Consider the following 22,422-nt stretch of genomic DNA (forward strand, 5'->3'; position numbering starts at 1 on the left):
TCTACCGAGTGCTGTCTTGGTAGATCGTGGCGATGGCACCGTTGTCTCCGAACAGGTCTGCGTCCACCTGGGTCCAGCCACCGAGATCATCGATCGTGTACAGCTTTTCGGGGGTGAAGAACTTCTCCGAGTACTCCGACGCGATGTCCGGGTTCGTCGGTCGGAAGCCCGACTCCGCCCAGATCTTCTGCCCCTCGTCGGTGTAGATGAAATCGTTCAGCGCATTGGCGCGGTCGAGGTTGGCACTGCTGTTGATCACGGCCACTGGATTGTCGATGCGGAACGTGACGGGAACGTCCACGTGCTCGACGTTCTGTCCCTGCTCCTCGATGAGCAGCGCCTCGTTTTCGTAGCTGAGCAACGCATCACCCTGGCCCTGCAGGAAGGCTTCGGTTGCGGCGCGGCCGGATTCGGGCTGAACCGGGAAGTGATCGGCGACGAGGGTGCGAACGAAATCGAGACCGGCCTGCCTGTCCTGGCCGCCGTTGCTCTTCGCCGCGTACGGGGCGAGCAGGTTCCACTTGGCCGAGCCCGAGCTGAGCGGGCTGGGGCTGATCACCTGAACGTCCGGCTTGATCAGATCGTCCCAGGTACGAATGTTCTTGGGGTTGCCCTCGCGCACGACGATGGTCACCACGGAGCCGAACGGCACTCCGCCGTAGGCATTCTGGTTCCAGTCCTCGTCGACCTTGCCCGCCTGCACCAGACGGGTGATGTCGGGTTCGACCGAGAAATTGACGATATCGGCGGGTGCGCCGTCGGCCACCTTGCGAGACTGATTGCCCGATGCGCCGTAGTCGGCGTTGATCGCCGTGCCCTCGCCGTCCTCGGTGGCTGCGAACGCCGGACCGATTGCGTCCCAACCGTTCTTGGGTACGGCGTACCCTACGAGAGTCAATGCGGGACCGCTGGCGGTGTCCGGCTCACCGCCGACGACGTCACTCGATCCACCCCCGCATGCAGTGAGGAGAAGGGTTCCCACGGCCGCGAAGGTGGTCAGTAGGTAGCGAGAGTTGTGCCTCATCGAGAGAGGACCTTTCGTGATGATGTGCAGTGAATGCGAGCTGGGCAGAAGTCGACATGGCCGAAGTCGAACCGGAGCACCACCGTGTCCGCGTGCCATCGCGAGATCACCGTGAACCACAGAGGATTCGCCACGAACCCGACCGCGAGATGCAGGCACGCGGGCAACGGATCGACGGAACCGATTCGACGAAGGAAGAAATCAACAACAGTCGATATCGGCGACTGCCAGGATGCCGACAGCAATCAACGCCAACTGATGGCGGACGCGGTACTCGGCGGCAGAAGACACGGTCAGGAATCTAGCAGAGGATCCGGACCGACTCTAATCGGCTAGCGAGTCAGCAACCAGGCGATGACAACCAGCACCAGGAGCGCGATGAGCGCCAACGTGACCCGAGACCGAGGCATTACTGTCCATCCTTCGTCGTAGTGGTGGTCGCACCCGTCAGCTCCGCGTCGCGAGCAGCCCGTGCATCACGCCCGAGCAGGTGCAGAACCACCGCGAGCACGCGATCGAAGACACGTGCCAGCAGGAACGCGGTAGGCACGATGACCAGCAGCACGACTATCGACTGTGGCACGAACGGCAAACCCGTCACCCACAGTTCGACGCCGTCCCACCAGCGTGCGATCGATTCCACCCTCGCAGCTTAAACCAGCTCGTTCCGCTCTCACGCCACGCCGACCGACGACCAGCAGTGGACGCATGCCGTGGATCGGTCGATGATTACGCCATGACGGCATACGAAGATGTTTCGCCAGTGCCCCCGGTGGCCGACGAGCCCGCCATGGGGTCGGGGCATCCAGGTCTGGGCGGGGTCGAAGTTCAGGGAGCGTTGGGCAGCACCGACGCACCGGTGTCCACCCTGACGTCCTATCGCAGTGCCTTTCCGCCGATCGACGACTACGCGTTCCTCTCGGACTGCGAGACGACCTGTCTGATCGCTCGCAACGGATCGGTCGAGTGGATGTGCGTGCCTCGCCCTGACTCCCCCAGTATCTTCGGCGCGGTCCTCGATCGCAGCGCGGGACACTTCCGGGTCGGGCCGTACGGTCAATCGGTGCCCGCAGCGCGGCGATACCTGCCCGGTGGCCTGATCGTCGAGACGACGTGGCAGACCGAAACCGGCTGGCTCGTGGTGCGCGATGCACTCGTCATGGGACCGTGGCACAACACCGACCAGCGCTCTCGTACTCACAAGCGCGCACCGAGCGACTGGGACGCCGAGCACATCCTGCTGCGCACCATCAAGTGCGTCAGCGGAACGGTCGAACTCGAGATGAGCTGCGAGCCGGCCTTCGACTACCACCGCGCGCCCGCGAAGTGGGAGTACACCGGCAAGGTGTACGAGGAAACCACCGCCACCTGCGAGGCCAGCGCGGGCGGTGATCAGCCCACGTTGAAGCTGACCACCAACCTCCGCATCGGCATCGAAGGACGCGAAGCCCGCGCCCGCACCCGAATGACGGAGGGCGACAACGTCTTCGTTGCTCTCTCGTGGTCGGATCTGCCTGCGCCGCAGACGTTCGACGAAGCCGCGGACAAGATGTGGCGCACCTCCGAATGCTGGCGGCAGTGGATCACGATCGGCCGATTCCCCGATCACCCGTGGCGAGGCTACCTGCAGCGCAGCGCCCTGACACTCAAGGGTCTGACCTACGCCCCCACCGGTGCCCTGCTGGCTGCGTCGACTACATCGCTTCCGGAAACCCCTGGTGGAGAACGTAACTGGGACTATCGCTACACATGGGTGCGTGATTCGACGTTCGCGCTGTGGGGCCTGTACACACTCGGACTCGACCGCGAGGCCAACGACTTCTTCGCGTTCATGTCCGACGTGGCGACAACGGCGAACGGCGAGGTCAATCCCCTCCAGGTCATGTACGGCATCGGCGGCGAGAAGACGCTCGACGAGAGTGAACTGCCGCACCTGTCCGGATACGACGGCGCACGTCCGGTACGTATCGGCAACGGAGCCTACGACCAGGAGCAGCACGACATCTGGGGGACGATGCTCGATTCGGTGTACCTGCATGTCAAGTCGCGCGAGCACGTGCCCGAATTCCTGTGGCCCCTGCTCAGGCGGCAGGTGGAGGAGGCGATCGCCAACTGGCGCAAGCCCGATCGCGGCATCTGGGAGGTGCGCGGTGAACCGCAGCACTTCACCTCGTCGAAGCTTATGTGCTGGGTTGCGCTCGACCGAGGTGCCAAGCTCGCCGACATCCACGGCGAGACGGAGTATTCGGCCAAGTGGAACGAGATCGCCGACGAGATCAAGGCGGACATTCTCGAGAACGGCACCGACTCTCGGGGTGTTCTCACTCAGCGCTACGGTGACCCGTCGCTGGATGCGTCACTGCTGCTGGCACCGCTGCTTCGGTTCCTGCCTGCCGAGGACGAACGCATTCGTGCGACGGTGCTGGCCATCGCCGACGAGTTGACCGAGGACGGCCTGGTCCTGCGCTACCGAACCGACACCACCGACGACGGTCTGGCGGGCGAGGAAGGGACGTTCACGATCTGCTCCTTCTGGCTCGTGTCGGCGCTGGTCGAGATCGGCGAACTTCCTCGCGCCAAGCACCTCTGCGAGCGTCTGCTCGGGTATGCGAGCCCACTCAAGCTCTACGCCGAGGAGATCGACCATCGCACCGGCCGTCATCTCGGCAACTTCCCGCAGGCGTTCACCCATCTCGCGTTGATCAACGCGGTGGTGCACGTCATCCGCGCCGAGGAAGCTCAGGTGGCAGGGCACTTCCAGCCCGCCCACTCCAACCCCTGAGCGGGAGGGCTCAGCGGCCGAGTTGCCTCGCCCATTCGGCGACCAGCTCGGCCGCGGGCTTCGCCTGTGCCCGGCGAAACCCGGTGCCGGCCCACATCGAGAGTCCGGACGGATCACCAGCAGCCGCGGCCTTCGCCCGCATCGGCGCGGTCAGGTAGTGCAGATCGGGATACGCCAGTGGTGCGGCCTCGGAGTTCTCGCGCATGAACTCGTTCACCAACCCCCGCGCAGGTCGGCCGGAGAACGCCCTGGTCACTGCAGTGTCGGAAGCGACCGTCAGTTGCTGTCGATGCACCGGCTTGGTGCCGGCCTCGGGTGTGTTCAGAAACGCGGTTCCGAGCTGCGCGGCATGTGCGGCACCCGAATCGAGCAGTGGCGCAATGTCGTTGCCGTCCATCAGTCCGCCGGCGGCGATTCGCGGTAGATCGGATATCTCACGCACCGCGGTCAGCAGTTCGGTCAGCGGCTCGTCGGGGGCCGAGCCGTCGAAAGTGCCGCGATGCCCGCCCGCTTCGGGACCCTGCACCACGAGAGCGTCCACACCGTTGGCGGTGGCCACCGACGCGTCCGACGCGGTGGCGACGGTGGCCCACACCTCTGTTCCTACGGCGTGCAGTTGCGCGACTTCGTCCGCGTCGAACGTCGCGAACGTGCTCGACACCAGCGGTACTGGGTGCGCGAGCAACCAGGCGAACTTCTCGGCGTAGAAGTCGTCGCGTCGGACCAGCTCTCCCGGCTCCGCGTCGAAACGCTCGAACCAGGACGCGAGGTGCTCGGCATAGGACTTCACGTCCGCACCCGATGGTTCCTCGGGCAGGAAGAGATTGACTCCGAACAGCAGATCGCGGACCGAATCGATCTGCGCCGCAAAGGCGTCGGGCGTCAGCAACGCACCGGCGATCATGCCGAGCCCACCCGCCTCCGAGACTGCACGGGCGAGTTCGGGAGTACTTGGGCCGCCTGCCATCGGCGCACCGACGACGGGAACACGTAGCTGCTTCAGAATCGGGGTCGTCACAGTTTCGAAATGTACTCGCGCGCCGTTCGTGACCGGATTGGGTGGGGACCGCGCGTCCCTGCTGACAACTGCGCGCCCCTGCTCCGAGGTGAGCGGGGGCGCGCAGTCGGCAGAAAGGGTGTGAGGTCGCTGCCGGCGACCAGGAGCTGCTCTACTTCTTCGGCTTGTCCGACGAGGATTCCGAGGACAGAGCGGCGACGAAGGCTTCCTGCGGCACCTCGACGCGACCGATCGTCTTCATCCGCTTCTTGCCTTCCTTCTGCTTCTCGAGCAGCTTGCGCTTACGGCTGATGTCACCGCCGTAGCACTTGGCCAGCACGTCCTTGCGGATCGCGCGGATGTTCTCGCGGGCGATGATGCGAGAGCCGATGGCGGCCTGGATCGGTACCTCGAACTGCTGACGCGGAATGAGTTCCTTGAGCTTGGTGGTCATCTTGTTGCCGTAGGCGGCAGCAGCGTCCTTGTGCACGATTGCCGAGAACGCATCGACGGCTTCACCCTGCAGCAGGATGTCGACTTTCACCAGCGCGCCGCTCTGCTCGCCGATCTCCTCGTAGTCGAGGCTGGCGTATCCACGCGTCCGGGACTTCAGGATGTCGAAGAAGTCGAAGATGATCTCCGCCATGGGGATGGTGTAGCGCAGCTCCACTCGGGTCTCGGACAGGTAGTCCATACCGCCGAGTTCTCCGCGTCGTCCCTGGCAGAGTTCCATGATGGAGCCGATGAACTCGCTCGGCGAGATGATGGTGCACTTGACCATCGGCTCGAACACTTCCCGCGCCTTGCCCTCGGGCCAGTACGACGGGTTGGTGACGATGTGTTCGGCACCGTCTTCCATTTCGACGCGGTAGACCACGTTCGGCGAGGTCGAGATCAGGTCCAGGTTGAACTCCCGCTCGAGCCGCTCGCGGGTGATCTCCATGTGCAGCAGACCGAGGAAGCCGCAGCGGAAGCCGAATCCCAGCGCGACGGAGGTCTCCGGCTCGTAGGTCAGGGCCGCGTCGTTGAGTTGCAGCTTCTCGAGTGCGTCGCGCAGGTCGGGGTAATCCGAGCCGTCGAGCGGGTAGAGGCCCGAGTACACCATCGGACGGGGTTCGCGGTAGCCGGTCAGCGGCTCGGTCGCGCCCTTGCGGAAGGTGGTGACGGTATCGCCGACCTTGGACTGGCGGACGTCCTTCACACCGGTGATGAGGTAGCCCACTTCGCCGACGCCGAGGCCCTTGGTGGCCTTCGGATCGGGAGAGACGATCCCGACCTCGAGCAGCTCGTGCGTCGAGCCGGTCGACATCATCGTGACCTTCTCGCGCGGGTTCAGCGCACCGTCGACGACGCGGACGTAGGTGACGACGCCGCGGTAGGTGTCGTAGACCGAGTCGAAGATCATCGCGCGGGCCGGGCCGTCGGGATTGCCGACCGGGGCCGGAACCAGCTTGACGACCTCGTTCAGCAGTTCCTCCACGCCCACACCGGTCTTGCCGGACACGCGCAGCACATCGTCGGCCTCGCAGCCGATGATGTGGGCGATCTCGGCGGCGTAGCGATCCGGGTCGGCAGCGGGCAGGTCGATCTTGTTGAGCACCGGAATGATGGTGAGCTCTTTGTCCAGGGCCAGGTACAGGTTCGCGAGCGTCTGCGCCTCGATGCCCTGCGCGGCGTCGACGAGCAACACCGCACCCTCGCAGGCCTCGAGTGCGCGCGACACCTCGTAGGTGAAGTCGACGTGGCCTGGCGTGTCGATGAGGTGCAGCACGAACTCCTCACCGTCGACGACCCATGGGAGCCGGACGTTCTGCGCCTTGATGGTGATGCCGCGCTCGCGCTCGATATCCATCCGGTCGAGGTACTGAGCGCGCATCGACCGGTCGTCGACGACGCCCGTGAGCTGCAACATCCGGTCGGCCAGCGTCGACTTGCCGTGGTCGATGTGGGCGATGATGCAGAAGTTCCTGATCCTGGACGGATCGGTGAACGTCGTGTCGGCGAAGCTGGGCACTCGTATCCTTCGGCTGGCGTGTTCGAAATGAGCGAACGGGTTTCCCTATCGTCCCACGCCGAGAACGGTGCGCCGTCCCCGGCTGTCCGAGTCGGGTGTTCACGTTGCCGCGGTTCGGGCGATGAGCAGCAGCGTCTGCATCGCTACACTCGCCGCATGGCTGGCAACTGGAGCAGATTCGGCAAGGAACTGGGCAAGATCGCGATGCGCGAGGGACCTCGGCTGCTGCGTCAACTGCAGAAGTCCGGAGCCCTGCAGAAGGGCAAGGACGCGATCAGCGGAACGGCCGCGCGCACGTCCGCTCCGGCACCTCGTCCGGGGCGTCCGGTGGCATCGCAGACCAGACCTACAGCGCAGCGCGCCCGCACCATCGAGTACTCCCCCGACCTGGACGGCAAGGCCGACCCCGGTGAGATCGTCTGGACCTGGGTCACCTACGAGGAAGATGCCAGCCAGGGCAAGGACCGCCCGGTGCTGGTCATCGGACGCGAGGGCAACGACCTGCTCGGCCTGATGTTGTCGAGCCAGAGCAGCCGCGACGGAGACCGTGACTGGCAGTCGATCGGGTCCGGGTCCTGGGACGCCGAGGGCCGACCGAGCTGGATTCGACTGGATCGAGTGCTCGACGTGCCCGAGGACGGCATCCGCCGCGAGGGTGCGATTCTGAGCAAGCCCCAATTCGATTCCGTCGCAAACAGATTGCGTCGCGACTTCGGCTGGAACTGATGCGCGCGCGTTGTGCGTCCCGCGAAGGACGCACAACGCGCATCGGGCTCACGCCAACCGGGTGATTTCCACGACCACGTCGAGAGCCGTCGAACCGCCGCCGGAGAAGATGCCCTTCAGCGGTGGCACGTCGGCATAGTCACGGCCGAGTCCGACCGACACGTGCTGCTCGTTGACGGCGATCGCGTTGGTCGGGTCGTAACCCCACCAGGCGCCGGTCCACGCCTCGATCCAGGCGTGGCTCTGGCCCTCGACGGTCGCACCGATCGCGGCCTGCTTCTTCGGGTGCAGGTAGCCCGAGACGTACCGGCTGGGGATGCCGATGCTGCGCAGCATCAACAACGTCAAGTGGGCGTAGTCCTGGCAGACGCCCTTCTTCTCCGACCACGCCTCGACGGCCGAGGTGTGCACGCCGGTGGTCCCCGGCACGTAGGACATCTCCTGGTTGACCCAGTTGGCGATCTCCACCACCGATTCCTGCGGCGGTAGGCCCTTGGACAGCTTCTTCGCCACCGACGCCAGTTGCCTGTTCTTCGGCACGTACTCGGTGTTGTCGAGGACCTCGTTGAAGCGATCGATCACCTGCTCGCTCGCGAGCTCCTCCCAGGAGGCGTTCTCGTCCGGGTAGACGAAGGGGTCGGTCTCGACCACCGACGATCCGGTGACCTCGAGCTCGGTGTGCGGTGCGTGCAGGTCGAACGCCGTCACCGCTGTGCCCCAGTAGTCGGTGTAGCGGTAGGAACGCGTCACCGGGTCGGTCTCGACTCGGTTCAGAATCACGTTCTGCCGGTTGTCACTTCGCGGCGTCAACCGAGCCTCGTTGTACGACGACGTCACCGGTGCGTCGTACTGATAGCCCGTGGTGTGCACGACACGCATACGCCAGCTCACAGTTCACCTTCCAGTTGATCTTCGAATGTTCCCGAGCCGGCGTCCGTCCACGCAACCCACGGAGCTGCATGGAAGTACTGCTTGGAGATCGCGTCACCGAGTTCACGGCAGGTTTCCTGCAGGGAGAGCAGGCGCTCCTGCAGATCGTCGAGAATTTCACCGGGACGAAGGAATTCGAGTTCGCTACGAGCGCGGCCGAGTAGGCGCTGCGCTTCGGCGCGTGCACCGACTCGACTGTTGGGCTGATGGTCGAGCTGATCGAGCGAACGTTCCGCCTCGTTGAGTGCGTAGAACACCGAGCGCGGAAAGAGCCTGTCCAGCAACATGAATTCGAGAACTCGCTGGGCGTCGAGCGCGCCGCGGTAGGTGCGCAAGTAGGTGTCGTGAGCACCGGCGGAGCGCAGCACCGTGACCCAAGCCGGCGACGACGGCCGGTCACCGGCTCGCGAGAGCAACAACCGAACGATCATGTCGATGCGCTCGACCGAGCGACCGAGCAGGAGGAAGCGATAGCCGTCGTCGTGACTGAGGGTGGAGTCCGCGAGACCGGCGAACATCGCGGCGCGCTCCTCGATGTAGCTGAAGAACTCGGCCGGGCCGGTGCGCTTGGACGCCCTGATGCGCTCGTTCAAACCGTTGTACGTGGTGTTCAAGCACTCCCACATCTCACTGGACGTGACTTCTCGTGCACCACGGGCGTTCTCACGTGCGCTGGACAGTGAGTCCACGATCGAACCCAACCCGTCCCGGCTGAAGGCGACGACCTCGGTGAGCGACCACACGTCGAGCGAGACGTCCGGCTCGTGCTTGAAGCCGAGCACTCGCAACAACACTCGCGACGTGTGGTCCGGATCGACCGTGGCGTCCTCGAGAAGCTGGTGGACGGTGACGTCGAGAATGCGGGCGGTGTCGTCCGCTCTCTCGACGTACCGTCCGATCCAGTAGAGCGACTCTGCGTTGCGCGCGAGCATTTACTGTCCACCGCCGTTCGAGTCCGAGTTCGTTGCCTGCTGTTGCTGCTGCTGTTGTTGCTGTTGCTGATTCATCTGCTGGTCCATCGTCAGCTCCGGGCCCTGTTCGGCCATCGGCGACTCCGGTGGAACGCTGACGATCTCCTCGCCGGCGAGCTCCTGCTCCTCCAGAGAGGTTCGGGTGGCGAGTACCCAGGTGTCCTTGCTGCCGCCGCCCTGGCTCGAGTTGACCACCAGGGATCCCTCCGGCAACGCAACCCGGGTCAAGCCGCCGGGCAACACCCAGACGTCGTCGCCGTCGTTGACGGCGAACGGCCGCAGGTCGACGTGGCGCGGTACCAATCGATCGCCGATCTTGGTCGGCACCGTCGAGAGCTGCACGACGGGCTGGGCGATCCAACCGCGCGGATCCGCGCGAACCTTCTTGCTGATCGTGGCGAGTTCCTTCGGCGAGGCGTCGGGCCCGAAGACGATGCCGTAGCCGCCCGAGCCTTCCACCGGCTTGATGACCAGTTCGTCGATGCGGTCGAGAACTTCCTCGCACTCGTCGTCGAGCCAGCACCGGAACGTGTCGACGTTGGCCAACAGCGGCTTCTCGCCCATGTAGTAATCGATGATGGTCGGCACGTAGGTGTAGACGAGCTTGTCGTCGCCGACGCCGTTCCCGACAGCGCTCGAGATGACGACGTTGCCTGCCCGAGCGGCATTGACCAGACCTGCAACTCCCAGCACCGAGTCGGGACGGAACTGCATGGGGTCGAGGTAGTCGTCGTCGATGCGTCGGTAGATGACGTCGACCTGACGCTCGCCCTCGGTGGTGCGCATGTAGACGATGTTGTCTCGGCAGAACAGGTCGCGTCCTTCGACGAGCTCGACGCCCATCAGTCGCGCGAGCAGCGAGTGCTCGAAGTACGCCGAGTTGGCGACGCCAGGAGTGAGAACCACCACGGTCGGGTCGGCCTCGTTGAGGGCGGCCGACGCGCGCAGTGCCCGCAGCAGATGCGAGGCGTAGTCACCGACGGCGCGGACGCGGTGGCTGGCGAACAGATCGGGGAACACCCGGGCCATGGTGCGACGGTTCTCCATGACGTAGGAAACGCCCGACGGTGACCGGAGGTTGTCCTCGAGGACACGAAACGTGCCCTGCGCGTCGCGAATGAGGTCGATGCCCGCGACGTGGATACGCACACCGTTGGGCGGCGTGATGCCGACCGCCTCTCGGTGGAAGTGCTCGCAGGAGGTCACCAGCCGCTTGGGTACCACTCCGTCGCGCAGGATCTCCTGGTCGCCGTAGATGTCGGCGAGGAACATCTCGAGAGCTTTGACGCGCTGCTTGATGCCGCGCTCGAGACGTGACCACTCGCCCGCCGCGATGACACGGGGTACCTGGTCGAGCGGGAAGGGGCGTTCCTGGCCGGACAGAGAGAAGGTGATGCCCTGGTCGATGAAGGCTCGTCCCAGCGCGTCGGATCTCGCATCCAGGTCCACCGCGTTCGCCGGGGCGAGTGCGGTGTGGATGCCCTTGTACGGAGTTCGGGTGCGCCCGTCGGCGTCGAACATCTCGTCGAAGGCGAGACTGTACTTTCCGACGTCGGAATACCCGCCGAACACTCCGTCGGCTTCGGGTTCGTCACGATCCGCTGACTTGGTTTTGGTCGCTTTGGCCTTGGTGGTGGCATGCGTTGCCGATCGCGGACTCATTCTGGCCATGTTGCTACAGAGACAGGAGTTAGGCGCGGTAGAAGCGTTAATTTCTTGAAACGCATCGTCACCCCGGTCCGGATTGGGTTCTGGCCGATCGTGCTGGTATTCTCGGTCTTCGGCGCAGGGCTCCAACGCTCAGCAGCAGACTTCGGGCATTCCAGCATGGATCGCCCTGACCGGAATACCGACGAAGACGACAAGGATTTTACGCGTGGCCAATATCAAGTCCCAGAAGAAGCGGATTCTCACCAACGAGCGTGCACGCCTGCGCAACCAGTCGGTGAAGTCCTCCCTTCGCACCGTCATCCGCTCGTTCCGCGAGGCACAGGCTGCGGGCGACAAGGACAAGGCTTCCGAGATTCTTCTCGATGCAGGCCGCAAGCTCGACAAGGCCGCCAGCAAGGGCGTCATCCACAAGAACCAGGCAGCCAACAAGAAGTCGGCACTGGCTCTCGCAGTCAACAAGCTCTGATAACTCTCTGAGCTCGAGAAAGCCCGCCGCATCCGAGAAGGACGCGGCGGGCTTTCTCGTGCGCCGAACTTTCAGTGCGCAGGGCTTGTACTGCGCTGTGCCTGTCCTGCGCTCTGCGGTCGGTCGACGCTACCTGCCCAGTGATGCGACCTCGGCCACCGCTTTCTCCACTGCATAGTCCGCGTCCGCTGCCTGACCCTTGACGTCGGCGTTCAACTGCGCCACCACACGCAGCGCCTGGGCGATGGATCGACCGTTCCACCCGCGCGCCTGACCCTGCGCCTTCTTGATCTTCCACGGCGGCATGCCCAACTCCCCTGCCATGCGGAAGGGGTCGCCGCGGCCCGCCGAACCCACCAGCGCGATCGTGCGGACGGCGTCGGCCAACGCGTCGGCGAGCAACACGTGCGCCACGCCCCGGTGCATGGCCCACCGCAGAGCCTCCAGCGCGCCGGCTCGGTCTCCGATCACCGCCTTGTCTGCGACGTCGAACCCGGACACCTCGGCCTTGCCGGAGTAGTACCGACGCACCGCGGCGAGATCGACCTTGCCCCCGGTATCGGAGACCAACTGCGAACAGGCCGACGCCAATTCGCGAAGTTCGTTGCCCACCGACTCGACGACCGCCTCGATCACGTCGCCGCTCACCCGGACGTCGGCGGTACGGAACTCTCCGCGCACGAAGTCGATACGTTCGGCGGGCTTGGTGAGCTTGGCGCATTCGTGCACCTGAGCACCGCATTTCTGCAGCGCACCGACCATCGCCTTGGCCCGGCCGCCGCCGGAGTGCATGACAACCACCACTGCACCCTCGGGCGGATCGGTAGCGGCGTCGAGTACCAGAGCAGCAGCGTCCTTGCCTGCCTCGGCCGCGGCCTCGAGCACCACGACGCGATCCTCGGCGAACAGCGAGGGACTGAGCAGTTCGGCGAGTTCCGGGGCACTGGCATCACCGGTGCGCAACCGCGTGACCGGCAGGTCCTCCCCCGGAATCGCAGCATTCGCACGCACCTGAGCCACGATCGCGGCTACCGCGCGATCCATCAGAAGTTCCTCGTCGCCGAGGACCAGATGCAGAGGAGCCACACTCGAAGTCACGACCATGATCGTGCCATGTGCGACCGACACTGCGAGCATCCGCTCGAAGACCGAGCGGTCACCAGAGAACGTGCGCCGTCCACATCGCGAGTGTCGCCATCGCCACGGCTGCGGCCGTCCATCGAAACACCCTGAAACGCAACGCCGTCAGCAGCGCGGTCGTCGAGAACGCTGCCAGTGCTGCGCCCCCGACGCCATCGGGGACCACGACGCCCGCGCCCGGCACCGACGCGGCCCTCTCTGCCACCGTGATCAGCCACCACAGCGGTGCCGACACCAACTGCGCGATCAGCTCCGCGAGCGAGGTGCTGGCGGTGGCGGTCACCGCCGTCAGAAAGCCCACCACGGTGATCGGAGCGACGACCGGTGCCACCAGCACGTTCGCGGCCACTCCCACTACGCTGAACGTTCCTGACACGGCCGCGACCATCGGCGCCGTCACCGCGTGCGCTGCCGCGGCGACCGCCACCACTTCCGCTGCAACTCTCGGCCAGCCACGGGCCCGAAGCCAGTCGACCCAGATCGGAGCGACGAGTACGAGCCCGGCGGTGGCGAACACCGACAGCACGAACCCGACGTCCACCGCGAGCCTCGGCCACCACGCGAGCAGCCCCAACACCGCACCGCACAGTGCCGGTACCGCTTGCCTGCGCCTGCCGGTGACCAACGCCACCAAGCCGATCGACCCCATCACTGCCGCCCGCAGCACACTCGGCGACGGCCGGGCCACGATCACGAACGCCACGAGTACGACGAACGCCACCGCGACCGTGGTGCGGGGTCCGACCCCGACACCTCGCAACACCAACAGAATCGCACCGATCAGGATCGAGAAGTTCGCTCCGGACACAGCGGTCAAATGTGTGAGGCCTGCCGCCCGAAAATTGTCCGATACCGTCTCGTCCAGCCGCGACACGTCGCCGACCACGAGACCGGGCAGCAGACCCGCACGATCGGGTGGCATCGAATTCTGCGCCACCGCAGCCAAATTCGATCGGAAAGTGGCGGCCGCAGCAGAGATCGTTCCAGGCTCGTCCACGGTGACCGGCGGACCCGAAGTGCGGATCACGGCCACGGTCATGTCCGACCGAATTGGCTCGCCGAGCCTGCCCCGCACGGTGACCACCTGGTCCGGCAGCAATGCCGACCAACTGGACTCCGGTGCGATGATCGACACCATTCCACCGACGTTCCACGCCTCGCCGCCCACGTCGACGCGCGTCATCGCGGCCTTCACCATCACGGTCGCGGGCCCGGGAGCCGTCAGACGGCGCGGGTCCTCCGCCGGCCGCACCGTCGCGGTGATCCAGGCTCGATTCTCTGCCGCCGCCGCCACGGGATGCTCTGCCAGCGAGCGCATCTGAAGCCAGATCGCTCCCCCGAAGCACAGCGCCAGCACGATCACCGCCGCCGCACCGGACCGACTCGGACCCGGCCGGGCACGCCGAGCAGACAACCCGTGCAATGCCACCGCGAGGAGCAGCACCACCGCAACCGCCGAGGCGGTAGCAGCCAGGGCAGCAGCGGGTCCTCCGAGAATTCCGACCGCGGTGATCGACCAGCACACCGCAGCGGCCGGAACCAGTCGCACGTCGAACGGCAGAAGATCCTCGGTCTGTGGCGCAGGGGCGGACGCGGCACCGGTGGTCATCCGACGTGCACCAGGTCGCGGATCTTCGCCAGTCTGCCGGGCCCGATGCCGTCCACCTCGGACAGCTGATCCACGGATGTGAAGCGGCCGTTGATCTCTCGCCACTTCACGATCGAAGTCGCGGTGACCGGCCCTACCCCGGGCAGCGCGTCCAGTTCTGCCACGGTCGCGGCGTTGAGGTCCACCGTCCCGCCGGGCGCGGAACCTCCGACCCCGGCCGGTACGCCGCTACCGTCTGTCGATGCCTCGATCTCGGATGTCGTACTGCTGACCGGTGGAGCTGCCTCGGGCGGCACGACGCCGACGACGACCTGATCACCGTCGGCGACTCGCGCGGCCATGTTGAGCGCCAGTAGGTCGGCACCCTCGACAGCGCCGCCTGCCGCGGCCAGCGCGTCGGCAACTCGCGAACCCGGTTGCAGCCAAACCAATCCGGGACGCGTCACGAGCCCGACGACGCTCACCACGAGTTCGGCCTCGGCGGTCGGCACAGAATCCACCGTGCCATCGGTATCCACCGTGCCATCGGTGTCCGAGCTGTCGGTCGCGACCACAGCGAGGGGTGGTGCCGGTGCGGGACTCGGTGCGTCCCTGGCCACCGCGAATCCCGCGACCAGCACGACGAAGACTCCGGCCGCCGCCATCGCCAGCGCCCCCTGTTTCCCCGGGTTCACGCGGGCGGATCGCCACCGCGCCGGCAGCAGGGCCGACCACGGGGCACCTTCTCGTTGTGCTTCCAGCAGCAGCCAATCCGGATCCGTGGACTCGGCGTCGGGTCGCACGCCCTCGGGCACGGCACGATCGCGGGAGGAATCGTGTTGTCTGCGCACGGAGTTCAATCGCGCCACCGTGTGCGCCCGATCGTCGTTGCCGCCCATGCTCGAGGACGCTAGTGCGCACGATCGGTTCGTTCACCGAGGACTGCAGGTCGCAGACTGCCCTGTGTACGAACCCGGAGGCTGTGGATGAACGCGGGACGCGACGCGCCTATCGACGTCCGGACGCCACGACGACACCGACCGCGCCCGGGCCTACGTGAGCACCCAGAACGGCACCGAAAGGATAGACGTCGATGCTGGTCGAATGCGGTATCCGGGAGGTCAGCATCGCGGCTACGTCCTCGGCCCGCTCGGGGCACTGCATGTGGTGCACCGCGAGTGCAACCCCCGATTCGTCACCGACCTCCTCCGCGGCAGCGACGGCTGCATCGACCAGCTTGGTCAGCGCCTTGGACGAGGTCCGCGTCTTCTCCCGCAACACGAGTTTGCCGTCGGTGATGTGCAGGACCGGCTTCATCGCCAGCGCCGTGCCGAGCAAGGCGGCAGCGGCACCGATTCGGCCGCCGCGTCGCAGGTGGTCGAGTCGATCGACGACGATGAAGCATCGCGACGTCGTCGACGCGGCGACGGCGTCGCGGTACACCGCGTCCAGTTCTGCTCCCCCGGCGGCGGTGGCTGCCGCAGCCAGTACTGCGAAGCCCAGTCCCATTCCGGCCGAGGCGGAATCGACGACTCGGACGGCCGAGCCCACGTGATCTGCGGCCTGGCGCGCAGCTTCCCAGGTGCTCGAGAGTCCCCGAGAGATGTGCAGTGCCACCACACCGGCACCTCGACTGCGTTCGAGAGCCGCGGCGTAGACCTCGGTGAGCTCACCCGGAGAGGCCCCCGCAGTGGTCACCTGCTTGCCCGAAGAGGACTGATCGGGGATCTCGTCGATACCCTCACGGTGGTCGATTCCGTCGACCAGCACGTGCAGTGGCACCAGCGTGATGCCTCGCTCTGCGGCGAGTGAGGCCGGCAGGCAGGAGGAGGAGTCGGTGACGACGGCGACGGTCACGGCGTTTCGATCATCGATCGGGCGGCGGCGACGGGTCGCAGCACCTCGAGCATCGCATCGGCGACTGCGATGTGGGCGTCCCATCCCCAGTGGATGCCGTCGGGGTTCGCGTTCTCGGACTCGATGTTCGGTCGCACGGCGTCGGCGAGGTCGACCATGGGGACGTTCCTGTCCGAGCTCCACGCACGCAGCGCGCGGACGGCGGGTTCGCGACCGGAGTGGACCTTGCCGTAGGCATCGCAGCGGTGCACCGATGGATAGGTACCGATGACGGGAAGTTCGGGACGCACGTACGCCAGTGCCGCACGGGTCTGTTCCAGATACTCGACGCTGAGCCGCGGCGGCAGCGCAACGGGCCAACCGAGATGCGACAGAACGGGTTGCACCGCTTGGTATCCCGCGCGAACCACGCGCCGCAGGGCAGGCGGTCGGACGTATCTGATCTGCTCCCGGAGCGCAGTCGGCAACGGTGACGGGAGCGAATCCATGCCGCCGATTCCGAGCACGACGGCACCGGCACGGGGAATGGCTGCCCACACTCGCGGATCCTGGGTCAGGGCCCACCACGCGTCACGACTCGTCCAGCCGATGCGCGCAACCAACTCGACCGTCCAATCCAGTTCCGCTGCAACGAGATTGGGCCACAGTCGCGGGTCGTCGACGGGCAGTCCGCCCTCGGGTCCGTAGTAGCTCAACGAGTCCGCGAGGACGAGCAGCGCGGGCCGCGCCGTCTCAGAGGACGTCACTGGCCACCCGCGCGGAGGCGTTCCACACGTCCAGTCGCCAGGACGGGTTCTCGCCGGGGCCGTGCGCGCCGAGCTGAACCCAGCTGGTGTTCGCGAGGCCTCCGAGTACCGGCCAGCGATCGGTCGGTAGATCGAGCAGCGCGGCGGTGAGCGCCGCGATCAGACCTCCGTGCGCGACGAGGACGAGCGGTCGCTCGCTGCCGCCTGCACCCCACTCGGGGACTCCTGCCGTGAGTTCACGAACCAGCGGCACGCTGCGTCGGGCGACGTCGATGCGGCTCTCCCCACCGGGTGGGGCGATGGTGGCGTCCGCACGCCAGGCCGGTCGTGCCCCGGGAGCGATGTCGTCGACCTCGGTGTGGGTGAGCCCTTGCCACTGACCGAGATGGGTCTCGCGCAGACGCTCGTCCGTCGACACCGCCACACCGGCCGCGTCTCCGAGCGCGTTCGCAGTGTCCAGAGCTCGCCGCAGATCCGAGGAGACGATCCTGATCGGATCACGCGTCGCCAGCTCGGCGGCGGCCGTCTTCGCCTGGCTGCGGCCGAGCTCGGACAGATCGGTGTCGAGCTGACCCTGCATGCGGTCGGTGGCGTTGTACTCCGTCTGACCGTGCCGAAGCAGGATGAGCCGTCTGATCATTGCTCCGATTCCGGAGCCGGATGCTGTCCGAGACCGGGAACCTCGATGGTCGGGCAGTCCTTCCACAACCGCTCGAGTGCATAGAAGTTCCGCTCCTCGTTGTGCTGGACGTGCACGACGATGTCGGAGTAGTCCAGCAGCGCCCAACGGCCTTCTCTGGTGCCCTCGCGGCGGACCGGCTTGTGTCCGGCCTCACGCAGCTGGTCCTCGATGTTCTCCACGATCGCGTTGACCTGACGCTCGTTGGGCGCGGAGGCGATGACGAAGCAATCGGTGATGTAGAGCTGATCGGAGACGTCCAGAATCACCACGTCGCCGGCCAGTTTGTCGTCGGCTGCGAGCGCGGCGATCCGCGCCATCTCGGCGGCTTCGGCTGTTGCAGTCACTTCGGTGTACTCCCACTCGTATGGCTCGGGTTCTCGGTCATTGCGCTGGTGACCGACCCTGCCGGTTGCTTCTTCTGGGGCGCTGGTTCCGACATGGTGACGGATCCGTCGAGACGCTGAGCGCCTCGTGGTCTGTAGAGATTCCTCTTCGAGATGTATTGCACGACGCCGTCCGGTACGAGGTACCAGACCGGCCGATTCTCACCGGCTCGAAGTCGACAGTCCGTCGACGATATCGCGAGTGCAGGGATTTCCATCAATGTGAGAGTGTCGGCGGGTAGCGATCGAAGGTGGTTGGCCAGATGTTCGACGCCGAGCTCGAACCCGGGACGCGAGACGCCGACGAACTTGGCGAGCTCGAACAACTCCTCCCAGTTCTGCCACGTGAGGATCGACTCGAGCGCGTCCGCGCCGGTGATGAAGAACAGCTCGGCATTGGGATGCTGCGATCGCAGATCGCGCAGGGTGTCGACGGTGTAGGTGGACTTCTCCCGGTCGACGTCCACCCGGCTGACCGAGAATCTCGGATTGGACGCCGTCGCGATGACGGTCATCAGGTAGCGATCCTCTGCCGGGCTGACCGACTTGCCTTCCTTCTGCCACGGGTTTCCGGTGGGGACGAAGATCACCTCGTCCAGAGCGAACTTGTCCGCCACTTCGCTGGCGGCGACGAGGTGCCCGTGATGAATCGGGTCGAAGGTGCCGCCCATCACGCCCAAACGGCGGACGGACTGCCTACCGGTATCGTCGCCGGGTTCGGATTCGCGCTGCACAACCGCCGATTCTACGTCCGGGTTGCCGCTGGGCGTCACATGCCTCACACCGGAAGCAGACGCGAGACCACGGTGGCGAGCTGCTGAGCCGATCGGCACTCGTGCATCGCGATCACGTCGGAGTACACCTTGGCCGCCGAATCGCCGGAACCCCACTGCGATTTCGGTTCCGGATTGAGCCAGTACGCATGCTTGGCCACCGACACGATGTGCGCCAACGCCGGCAGCTTCGGTTCGCGGTAGTTGGTGCGGGCGTCACCGAGAATCAGCACCGAACTGCGACTGGTGACCGCATGGGCGTACTTCTCGTCGAACGTCGTCAGTGCATGGCCGTAGTCCGAGTGTCCGTCGTACGTCACGAGATCGGATTCGCCGATGATGCGGCTCATCGCGGCTCCGAGATCGGATCCGGAATCGAAGAATCGCGTCACCTCGTCGGTGGAGTCGATGAACGCGAAGATGCGCACGCGCGAGAACTGCTCGCGTAGTGCATGCACCAGCAGCAGAGTGAAATTGCTGAATCCTGCCACCGAGCCCGAGACATCGCACAGCACAACGAGTTCGGGGCGTGCTCTCCGAGGCTTGCGCTCGACCAGGTCGATCGGGACACCGCCGGTGGACATCGACTTGCGCAGCGTGCGACGCAGATCGATCGAGCCGTGTCTGCTTCGGCTGCGCCGCACCGCAAGTCGCGACGCCAGCAGCCGGGCGAGAGGGGTGACGTTACGCCGCAGCGCCGCCATCTCGGTGTCCGAGGCCCGCAGGAAGTCGACTTCCTCGGCGAGCTTGGGCACCCCGTAGCTCGCTACCCGCTCACGGCCCAGCTTCTCTGCCGAACGACGCCTCGTCTCGCTCTCGACCATCTTGCGTAGGTCTGCGATACGTTGCGCGGCAGTGCGTTTGGCGACCTCGGACTCGTAGTCGTCGGTGGGGCGATCGGGCGCGTTTTCGCTGCGCCCGAGCAATCCGTCGAGAATCTTGCGCAGCAACGTTTCGGGCGCAACGTCGCGCAGGGCCTGATACGCCGAGAACGAGGGCCCGTTGGAGGACTTGTACTGTCCGAGTTCCTCGACCATCTGCGCTGCCAGCATCTGGGTCAACTCCGCGGCCTCGGCCGAGTCGTCCGAGAGCAGATCCACCAACAGCTCGCGGAGCGCATCGATGTCGACGTCGCCGGCGTCGGTGCGAGGCAACGCGGTATCGATCTGCCCCGAGTCCCTGGTGCCCGATGCAACCGGAAACCACAGGTCGAACAGGGCGTCGAAGACTCCGCGATGCGTCGGCCGGCGCAACAGTGCACAGGCCAGACCCTCGCGCACGGCCTCCCGATCGAGCAGGTCGAGAACCGACAGGACGCGTCCGGCATCGACCGTCTCCGACGGCCCGACCGAAATTCCACGCCGACGCAGCGCATCGACGAAACCGACGAGGTGACCGGGAATTCCGTGCGGGGCCTGCATGTCAGTTGAGCCGGAGTTCGGCTGCCGCGCGGACCTGGTCCGACTGATGCTTGAGCACCACACCGAGTGTGGAGCGAACCGCATCGTCGTCGAGGGTGTCCATACCGAGCGCCAACAGAGTGCGTCCCCAGTCGATGGTCTCGGCCACCGAGGGCAACTTCTTGAGCTGCATCGCGCGCAGTACCCGCACGGTCTTGATCATCTGCTCGGCGACGGCCTCGGGCAGTTCGGGAACCCTGCTGGCGAGAATCCGGCGCTCGAGGTCGGCGTCGGGAAAGTCCAGATGCAGGAACAGGCAGCGACGCTTCAGGGCTTCGGACAGTTCACGGGTGGCATTGGAGGTGAGCACCACGAACGGCGTCCGCTCGGCCACGATCGTGCCGAGTTCGGGAATGGTGATCGCGAAGTCGCTGAGCACCTCGAGCAGCAGACCTTCGATCTCGACATCGGCCTTGTCGGTCTCGTCGATGAGCAGAACCGTGGGATCGGTACGACGAATCGCCTGCAGCAGCGGCCGCGCCAACAGGAATTCCTCGGAGAAGACATCGAGCTTGGTCGAGTCCCAATCGGCCGCGGTACCGGACTGGATGCGCAGAATCTGCTTGGCGTGGTTCCACTCGTACAGCGCGCGAGCCTCGTCCACACCCTCGTAGCACTGCAGCCGCACCAGTTCGGCCCCGGTCGTCTGCGCGACGGCACGGGCCAACTCGGTCTTGCCCACTCCCGCCGGACCTTCGATCAGCAGCGGCTTGCCGAGGCGATCGGCGAGAAACACCGAGGTGGCGGTGGCCTTGTCGGCCAGATAGCCCGTCTCGGCCAGGCGCCTCTGGACGTCGTCCACGCTGGCGAACAGCGGGGGTGTCGTCGGTAGGGCACGATCCATGTCACAGCTCCTGATGATCGGGTCTGGCCGGTACTTCGAGGGGTGTCAGTCTCGGACGTGTCCGTCGCCCCACACGGTCCACTTGGTCGAGGTCAATTCGGGCAATCCCATGGGTCCACGCGCGTGCAGCTTCTGAGTCGAGATACCGATCTCGGCTCCGAAGCCGAATTGCTCTCCGTCGGTGAACGCCGTGGACGCGTTGACCATCACCGCGGACGCATCGACCCGCTGGGTGAACTCGCGCGCGGCACCGATGTCGGCGGCGACGATCGCCTCGGTGTGGCCGGTGCCGTATCGGTCGATGTGCTCGATCGCCTCGTCGATACCGCCGACGACCTTCAGCGCGATGTCGAGGGAGAGATACTCCTGCGACCAGTCCTCGTCGCGCGCAGGCACGAGCCCGGGCAGGTCCCCGTGCACAGTGACGCTGTGCATCTGGAACGCCTGGAGCAGCCGGGGCACCATGGTCTCGGCGATCGCGGAGTCCACCAACACGGTCTCGGCGGCGTTGCAGACGCTGACCCGTCGGGTCTTGGCGTTGAGCACGATCTTCTCGGCCGTCTCCGGATCGGCAGAAGCATGGATGTACACGTGGCAGTTTCCGACGCCGGTCTCGATGGTGGGGACCGTTGCGTCGCGCACGACCGCAGCGATCAGTCCTGCTCCACCGCGCGGGATCACCACGTCCACCAGTCCGCGCGCCTGGATGAGGTGGGTGACCGTGGCACGGTCGGCGCTTCCGAGAAGTTGCACCGCGGCCTCGGGCAGACCGTGACCGCGCAACGCTCCCTGCAGTGCCTCGACAAGTGCCACGTTGGACCGTGCCGCCGACGACGAACCACGTAGCAGCACCGCGTTGCCGGACTTGAACGCGAGACCGAACGCGTCGACGGTGACGTTGGGCCGAGCCTCGTAGACCATGCCCACCACGCCGAGCGGAACTCTCAGTTGCCGAATCTCCAGCCCGTTGGGCAGCGTCGAACCACGGATGATCTCGCCGATCGGATCGGGCAGCCCGGCCACCTGTCGCAGACCGGCGGCGATGCCGTCGATGCGCGACGCGGTCAGCCGCAGGCGGTCCAGCAGCCCCTCGTCGGTACCGGCCGCTCGCGCGTTCTCGATATCGACTGCGTTCGCGGCGAGTACCGACTCCGCTGCAGCGACGACCGCGTCGGCCGCGGAATGCAGCGCAGCGTCCTTCTCTGCAGTCGTCAGCAGCGCGAGCGCGCGTGATGCGGTGCGCGCTCGGCGGGCTGCGGCGTGCACGTTCTCTCGCTCGTCGGCAGTCGTGGTCACCGGTTCGGCCGAGACGGAAGCTGTCATGAACTACACACTAATAGGGGCCGGGAATGAAGCTGCATCGCCGCG

Annotated in this window: 22 protein-coding genes; 3 read left to right on the forward strand and 19 right to left on the reverse strand. The window is 65.9% G+C overall.

The window, feature by feature from the left end:
• Window position 1 precedes the first annotated feature (1 nt).
• The 3 genes from CH249_RS00690 to CH249_RS00700 all read right to left on the reverse strand — a co-directional run bounded on the left by CH249_RS00690 (window position 2) and on the right by CH249_RS00700 (window position 1,667).
• Window positions 2–1,024: a sulfate ABC transporter substrate-binding protein gene (locus CH249_RS00690; protein ID WP_094682550.1), complete on the reverse strand. Its 1,023-nt coding sequence runs from the start codon at window positions 1,022–1,024 to the stop codon at window positions 2–4.
• 201 nt (window positions 1,025–1,225) lie between these two features.
• Window positions 1,226–1,315, reverse strand: coding sequence for an Ms4533A family Cys-rich leader peptide (locus tag CH249_RS28655; RefSeq protein WP_327205197.1), 90 nt, complete (start codon window positions 1,313–1,315; stop codon window positions 1,226–1,228).
• A 118-nt stretch (window positions 1,316–1,433) separates the two neighbouring features.
• Window positions 1,434–1,667 (reverse strand): hypothetical protein, encoded by a 234-nt coding sequence (locus CH249_RS00700; RefSeq protein ID WP_045194654.1) that lies wholly within the window; start codon window positions 1,665–1,667, stop codon window positions 1,434–1,436.
• A 147-nt stretch (window positions 1,668–1,814) separates the two neighbouring features.
• Here CH249_RS00700 and CH249_RS00705 point away from each other — a divergent pair, with 147 nt between their 5' ends.
• Window positions 1,815–3,806 (forward strand): glycoside hydrolase family 15 protein, encoded by a 1,992-nt coding sequence (locus CH249_RS00705; protein WP_373453500.1) that lies wholly within the window; start codon window positions 1,815–1,817, stop codon window positions 3,804–3,806.
• Window positions 3,807–3,816: 10 nt separating this feature from the next.
• Here the strand turns inward: CH249_RS00705 and CH249_RS00710 are convergent, their stop codons facing one another.
• Window positions 3,817–4,824 carry a nitronate monooxygenase gene (locus tag CH249_RS00710; RefSeq protein ID WP_094682551.1) on the reverse strand — a complete coding sequence of 336 codons (1,008 nt, stop codon included), beginning with the start codon at window positions 4,822–4,824 and terminating at the stop codon, window positions 3,817–3,819.
• Window positions 4,825–4,975: 151 nt separating this feature from the next.
• Window positions 4,976–6,823: a translation elongation factor 4 gene (gene lepA / locus CH249_RS00715; RefSeq protein WP_045194648.1), complete on the reverse strand. Its 1,848-nt coding sequence runs from the start codon at window positions 6,821–6,823 to the stop codon at window positions 4,976–4,978.
• 150 nt (window positions 6,824–6,973) lie between these two features.
• Here lepA and CH249_RS00720 point away from each other — a divergent pair, with 150 nt between their 5' ends.
• Window positions 6,974–7,543: a type II toxin-antitoxin system PemK/MazF family toxin gene (locus tag CH249_RS00720; RefSeq protein WP_032394560.1), complete on the forward strand. Its 570-nt coding sequence runs from the start codon at window positions 6,974–6,976 to the stop codon at window positions 7,541–7,543.
• A 48-nt stretch (window positions 7,544–7,591) separates the two neighbouring features.
• On the opposite strand, the gene CH249_RS00725 is transcribed toward CH249_RS00720, so the two are convergent.
• Genes CH249_RS00725 through CH249_RS00735 form a run of 3 tightly spaced genes read right to left on the reverse strand, consistent with a single transcriptional unit; the run spans window position 7,592 to window position 10,965 of the window.
• The gene (locus CH249_RS00725; RefSeq protein WP_032394561.1) at window positions 7,592–8,422 is read right to left on the reverse strand and encodes a transglutaminase family protein; all 831 of its coding nucleotides are present in this window, start codon (window positions 8,420–8,422) and stop codon (window positions 7,592–7,594) included.
• An 8-nt stretch (window positions 8,423–8,430) separates the two neighbouring features.
• On the reverse strand, window positions 8,431–9,405 hold the full coding sequence (locus CH249_RS00730) for an alpha-E domain-containing protein (protein WP_032394562.1): 975 nt from the start codon (window positions 9,403–9,405) through the stop codon (window positions 8,431–8,433).
• Window positions 9,406–10,965 carry a circularly permuted type 2 ATP-grasp protein gene (locus tag CH249_RS00735; protein ID WP_254924288.1) on the reverse strand — a complete coding sequence of 520 codons (1,560 nt, stop codon included), beginning with the start codon at window positions 10,963–10,965 and terminating at the stop codon, window positions 9,406–9,408.
• Between the two features lie 355 nt (window positions 10,966–11,320).
• On the opposite strand from CH249_RS00735, the gene rpsT reads away from it, so the two are divergent.
• Entirely contained in the window at window positions 11,321–11,581 is a 261-nt protein-coding gene (gene rpsT / locus CH249_RS00740; RefSeq protein WP_027497522.1) for a 30S ribosomal protein S20, read from the forward strand.
• A 129-nt stretch (window positions 11,582–11,710) separates the two neighbouring features.
• Here rpsT and holA read toward each other — a convergent pair whose 3' ends face one another.
• The 11 genes from holA to CH249_RS00795 all read right to left on the reverse strand — a co-directional run bounded on the left by holA (window position 11,711) and on the right by CH249_RS00795 (window position 22,377).
• Complete coding sequence (gene holA, locus CH249_RS00745; RefSeq protein ID WP_371828359.1) at window positions 11,711–12,679, reverse strand: DNA polymerase III subunit delta; 969 nt, start codon at window positions 12,677–12,679, stop codon at window positions 11,711–11,713.
• Between the two features lie 58 nt (window positions 12,680–12,737).
• Window positions 12,738–14,330: a ComEC/Rec2 family competence protein gene (locus CH249_RS00750; protein ID WP_094682552.1), complete on the reverse strand. Its 1,593-nt coding sequence runs from the start codon at window positions 14,328–14,330 to the stop codon at window positions 12,738–12,740.
• Window positions 14,327–15,208 (reverse strand): ComEA family DNA-binding protein, encoded by an 882-nt coding sequence (locus tag CH249_RS00755; protein ID WP_094682553.1) that lies wholly within the window; start codon window positions 15,206–15,208, stop codon window positions 14,327–14,329. The genes CH249_RS00750 and CH249_RS00755 overlap by 4 nt, the downstream gene beginning before the upstream one ends.
• 109 nt (window positions 15,209–15,317) lie before the next feature.
• Complete coding sequence (locus tag CH249_RS00760) at window positions 15,318–16,166, reverse strand: DegV family protein (protein ID WP_094647560.1); 849 nt, start codon at window positions 16,164–16,166, stop codon at window positions 15,318–15,320.
• The gene (gene octT / locus CH249_RS00765) at window positions 16,163–16,912 is read right to left on the reverse strand and encodes a diglucosylglycerate octanoyltransferase (RefSeq protein ID WP_094682554.1); all 750 of its coding nucleotides are present in this window, start codon (window positions 16,910–16,912) and stop codon (window positions 16,163–16,165) included. Before octT ends, CH249_RS00760 begins: the two co-directional genes overlap by 4 nt.
• Complete coding sequence (locus tag CH249_RS00770) at window positions 16,899–17,552, reverse strand: histidine phosphatase family protein (RefSeq protein ID WP_094631095.1); 654 nt, start codon at window positions 17,550–17,552, stop codon at window positions 16,899–16,901. Before CH249_RS00770 ends, octT begins: the two co-directional genes overlap by 14 nt.
• Window positions 17,549–17,938 carry a ribosome silencing factor gene (gene rsfS / locus CH249_RS00775; RefSeq protein ID WP_032394567.1) on the reverse strand — a complete coding sequence of 130 codons (390 nt, stop codon included), beginning with the start codon at window positions 17,936–17,938 and terminating at the stop codon, window positions 17,549–17,551. The genes CH249_RS00770 and rsfS overlap by 4 nt, the downstream gene beginning before the upstream one ends.
• Complete coding sequence (gene nadD / locus CH249_RS00780) at window positions 17,935–18,648, reverse strand: nicotinate-nucleotide adenylyltransferase (protein ID WP_373453499.1); 714 nt, start codon at window positions 18,646–18,648, stop codon at window positions 17,935–17,937. Before nadD ends, rsfS begins: the two co-directional genes overlap by 4 nt.
• A gap of 107 nt (window positions 18,649–18,755) precedes the next feature.
• On the reverse strand, window positions 18,756–20,171 hold the full coding sequence (locus tag CH249_RS00785; RefSeq protein ID WP_094682556.1) for a VWA domain-containing protein: 1,416 nt from the start codon (window positions 20,169–20,171) through the stop codon (window positions 18,756–18,758).
• 1 nt (window position 20,172) lies between these two features.
• Window positions 20,173–21,054, reverse strand: a complete 882-nt coding sequence (locus CH249_RS00790; RefSeq protein ID WP_032394569.1) for a MoxR family ATPase — start codon at window positions 21,052–21,054, stop codon at window positions 20,173–20,175.
• 45 nt (window positions 21,055–21,099) lie between these two features.
• A complete protein-coding gene (locus tag CH249_RS00795; RefSeq protein ID WP_094682557.1) occupies window positions 21,100–22,377 on the reverse strand; it encodes a glutamate-5-semialdehyde dehydrogenase in 1,278 nt (425 codons plus the stop codon).
• Between the last annotated feature and the right edge of the window lie 45 nt (window positions 22,378–22,422).

It is taken from the genome of Rhodococcus sp. 05-2255-3B1 (genome assembly GCF_002258545.1).
GTDB lineage: Bacteria > Actinomycetota > Actinomycetes > Mycobacteriales > Mycobacteriaceae > Rhodococcoides.

What these genes read in the sequence shown, in the direction of transcription:
- CH249_RS00725 (WP_032394561.1), bottom strand. Translation starts at nt 8,422, where the DNA reads ATGCGTGTCGTGCACACCACGGGCTATCAGTACGACGCACCGGTGACG.
- CH249_RS00785 (WP_094682556.1), bottom strand. Translation starts at nt 20,171, where the DNA reads ATGCAGGCCCCGCACGGAATTCCCGGTCACCTCGTCGGTTTCGTCGAT.
- CH249_RS00750 (WP_094682552.1), bottom strand. Translation starts at nt 14,330, where the DNA reads ATGACCACCGGTGCCGCGTCCGCCCCTGCGCCACAGACCGAGGATCTT.
- CH249_RS00795 (WP_094682557.1), bottom strand. Translation starts at nt 22,377, where the DNA reads ATGACAGCTTCCGTCTCGGCCGAACCGGTGACCACGACTGCCGACGAG.
- CH249_RS00735 (WP_254924288.1), bottom strand. Translation starts at nt 10,965, where the DNA reads ATGTTCGACGCCGACGGGCGCACCCGAACTCCGTACAAGGGCATCCAC.
- CH249_RS00790 (WP_032394569.1), bottom strand. Translation starts at nt 21,054, where the DNA reads ATGGATCGTGCCCTACCGACGACACCCCCGCTGTTCGCCAGCGTGGAC.
- nadD (WP_373453499.1), bottom strand. Translation starts at nt 18,648, where the DNA reads ATGGGCGGCACCTTCGACCCGATTCATCACGGGCACCTCGTCGCCGCC.
- CH249_RS00730 (WP_032394562.1), bottom strand. Translation starts at nt 9,405, where the DNA reads ATGCTCGCGCGCAACGCAGAGTCGCTCTACTGGATCGGACGGTACGTC.
- CH249_RS00755 (WP_094682553.1), bottom strand. Translation starts at nt 15,208, where the DNA reads ATGGGCGGCAACGACGATCGGGCGCACACGGTGGCGCGATTGAACTCC.
- CH249_RS00705 (WP_373453500.1), top strand. Translation starts at nt 1,815, where the DNA reads ATGGGGTCGGGGCATCCAGGTCTGGGCGGGGTCGAAGTTCAGGGAGCG.
- CH249_RS00770 (WP_094631095.1), bottom strand. Translation starts at nt 17,552, where the DNA reads ATGATCAGACGGCTCATCCTGCTTCGGCACGGTCAGACGGAGTACAAC.
- CH249_RS00690 (WP_094682550.1), bottom strand. Translation starts at nt 1,024, where the DNA reads ATGAGGCACAACTCTCGCTACCTACTGACCACCTTCGCGGCCGTGGGA.
- CH249_RS00720 (WP_032394560.1), top strand. Translation starts at nt 6,974, where the DNA reads ATGGCTGGCAACTGGAGCAGATTCGGCAAGGAACTGGGCAAGATCGCG.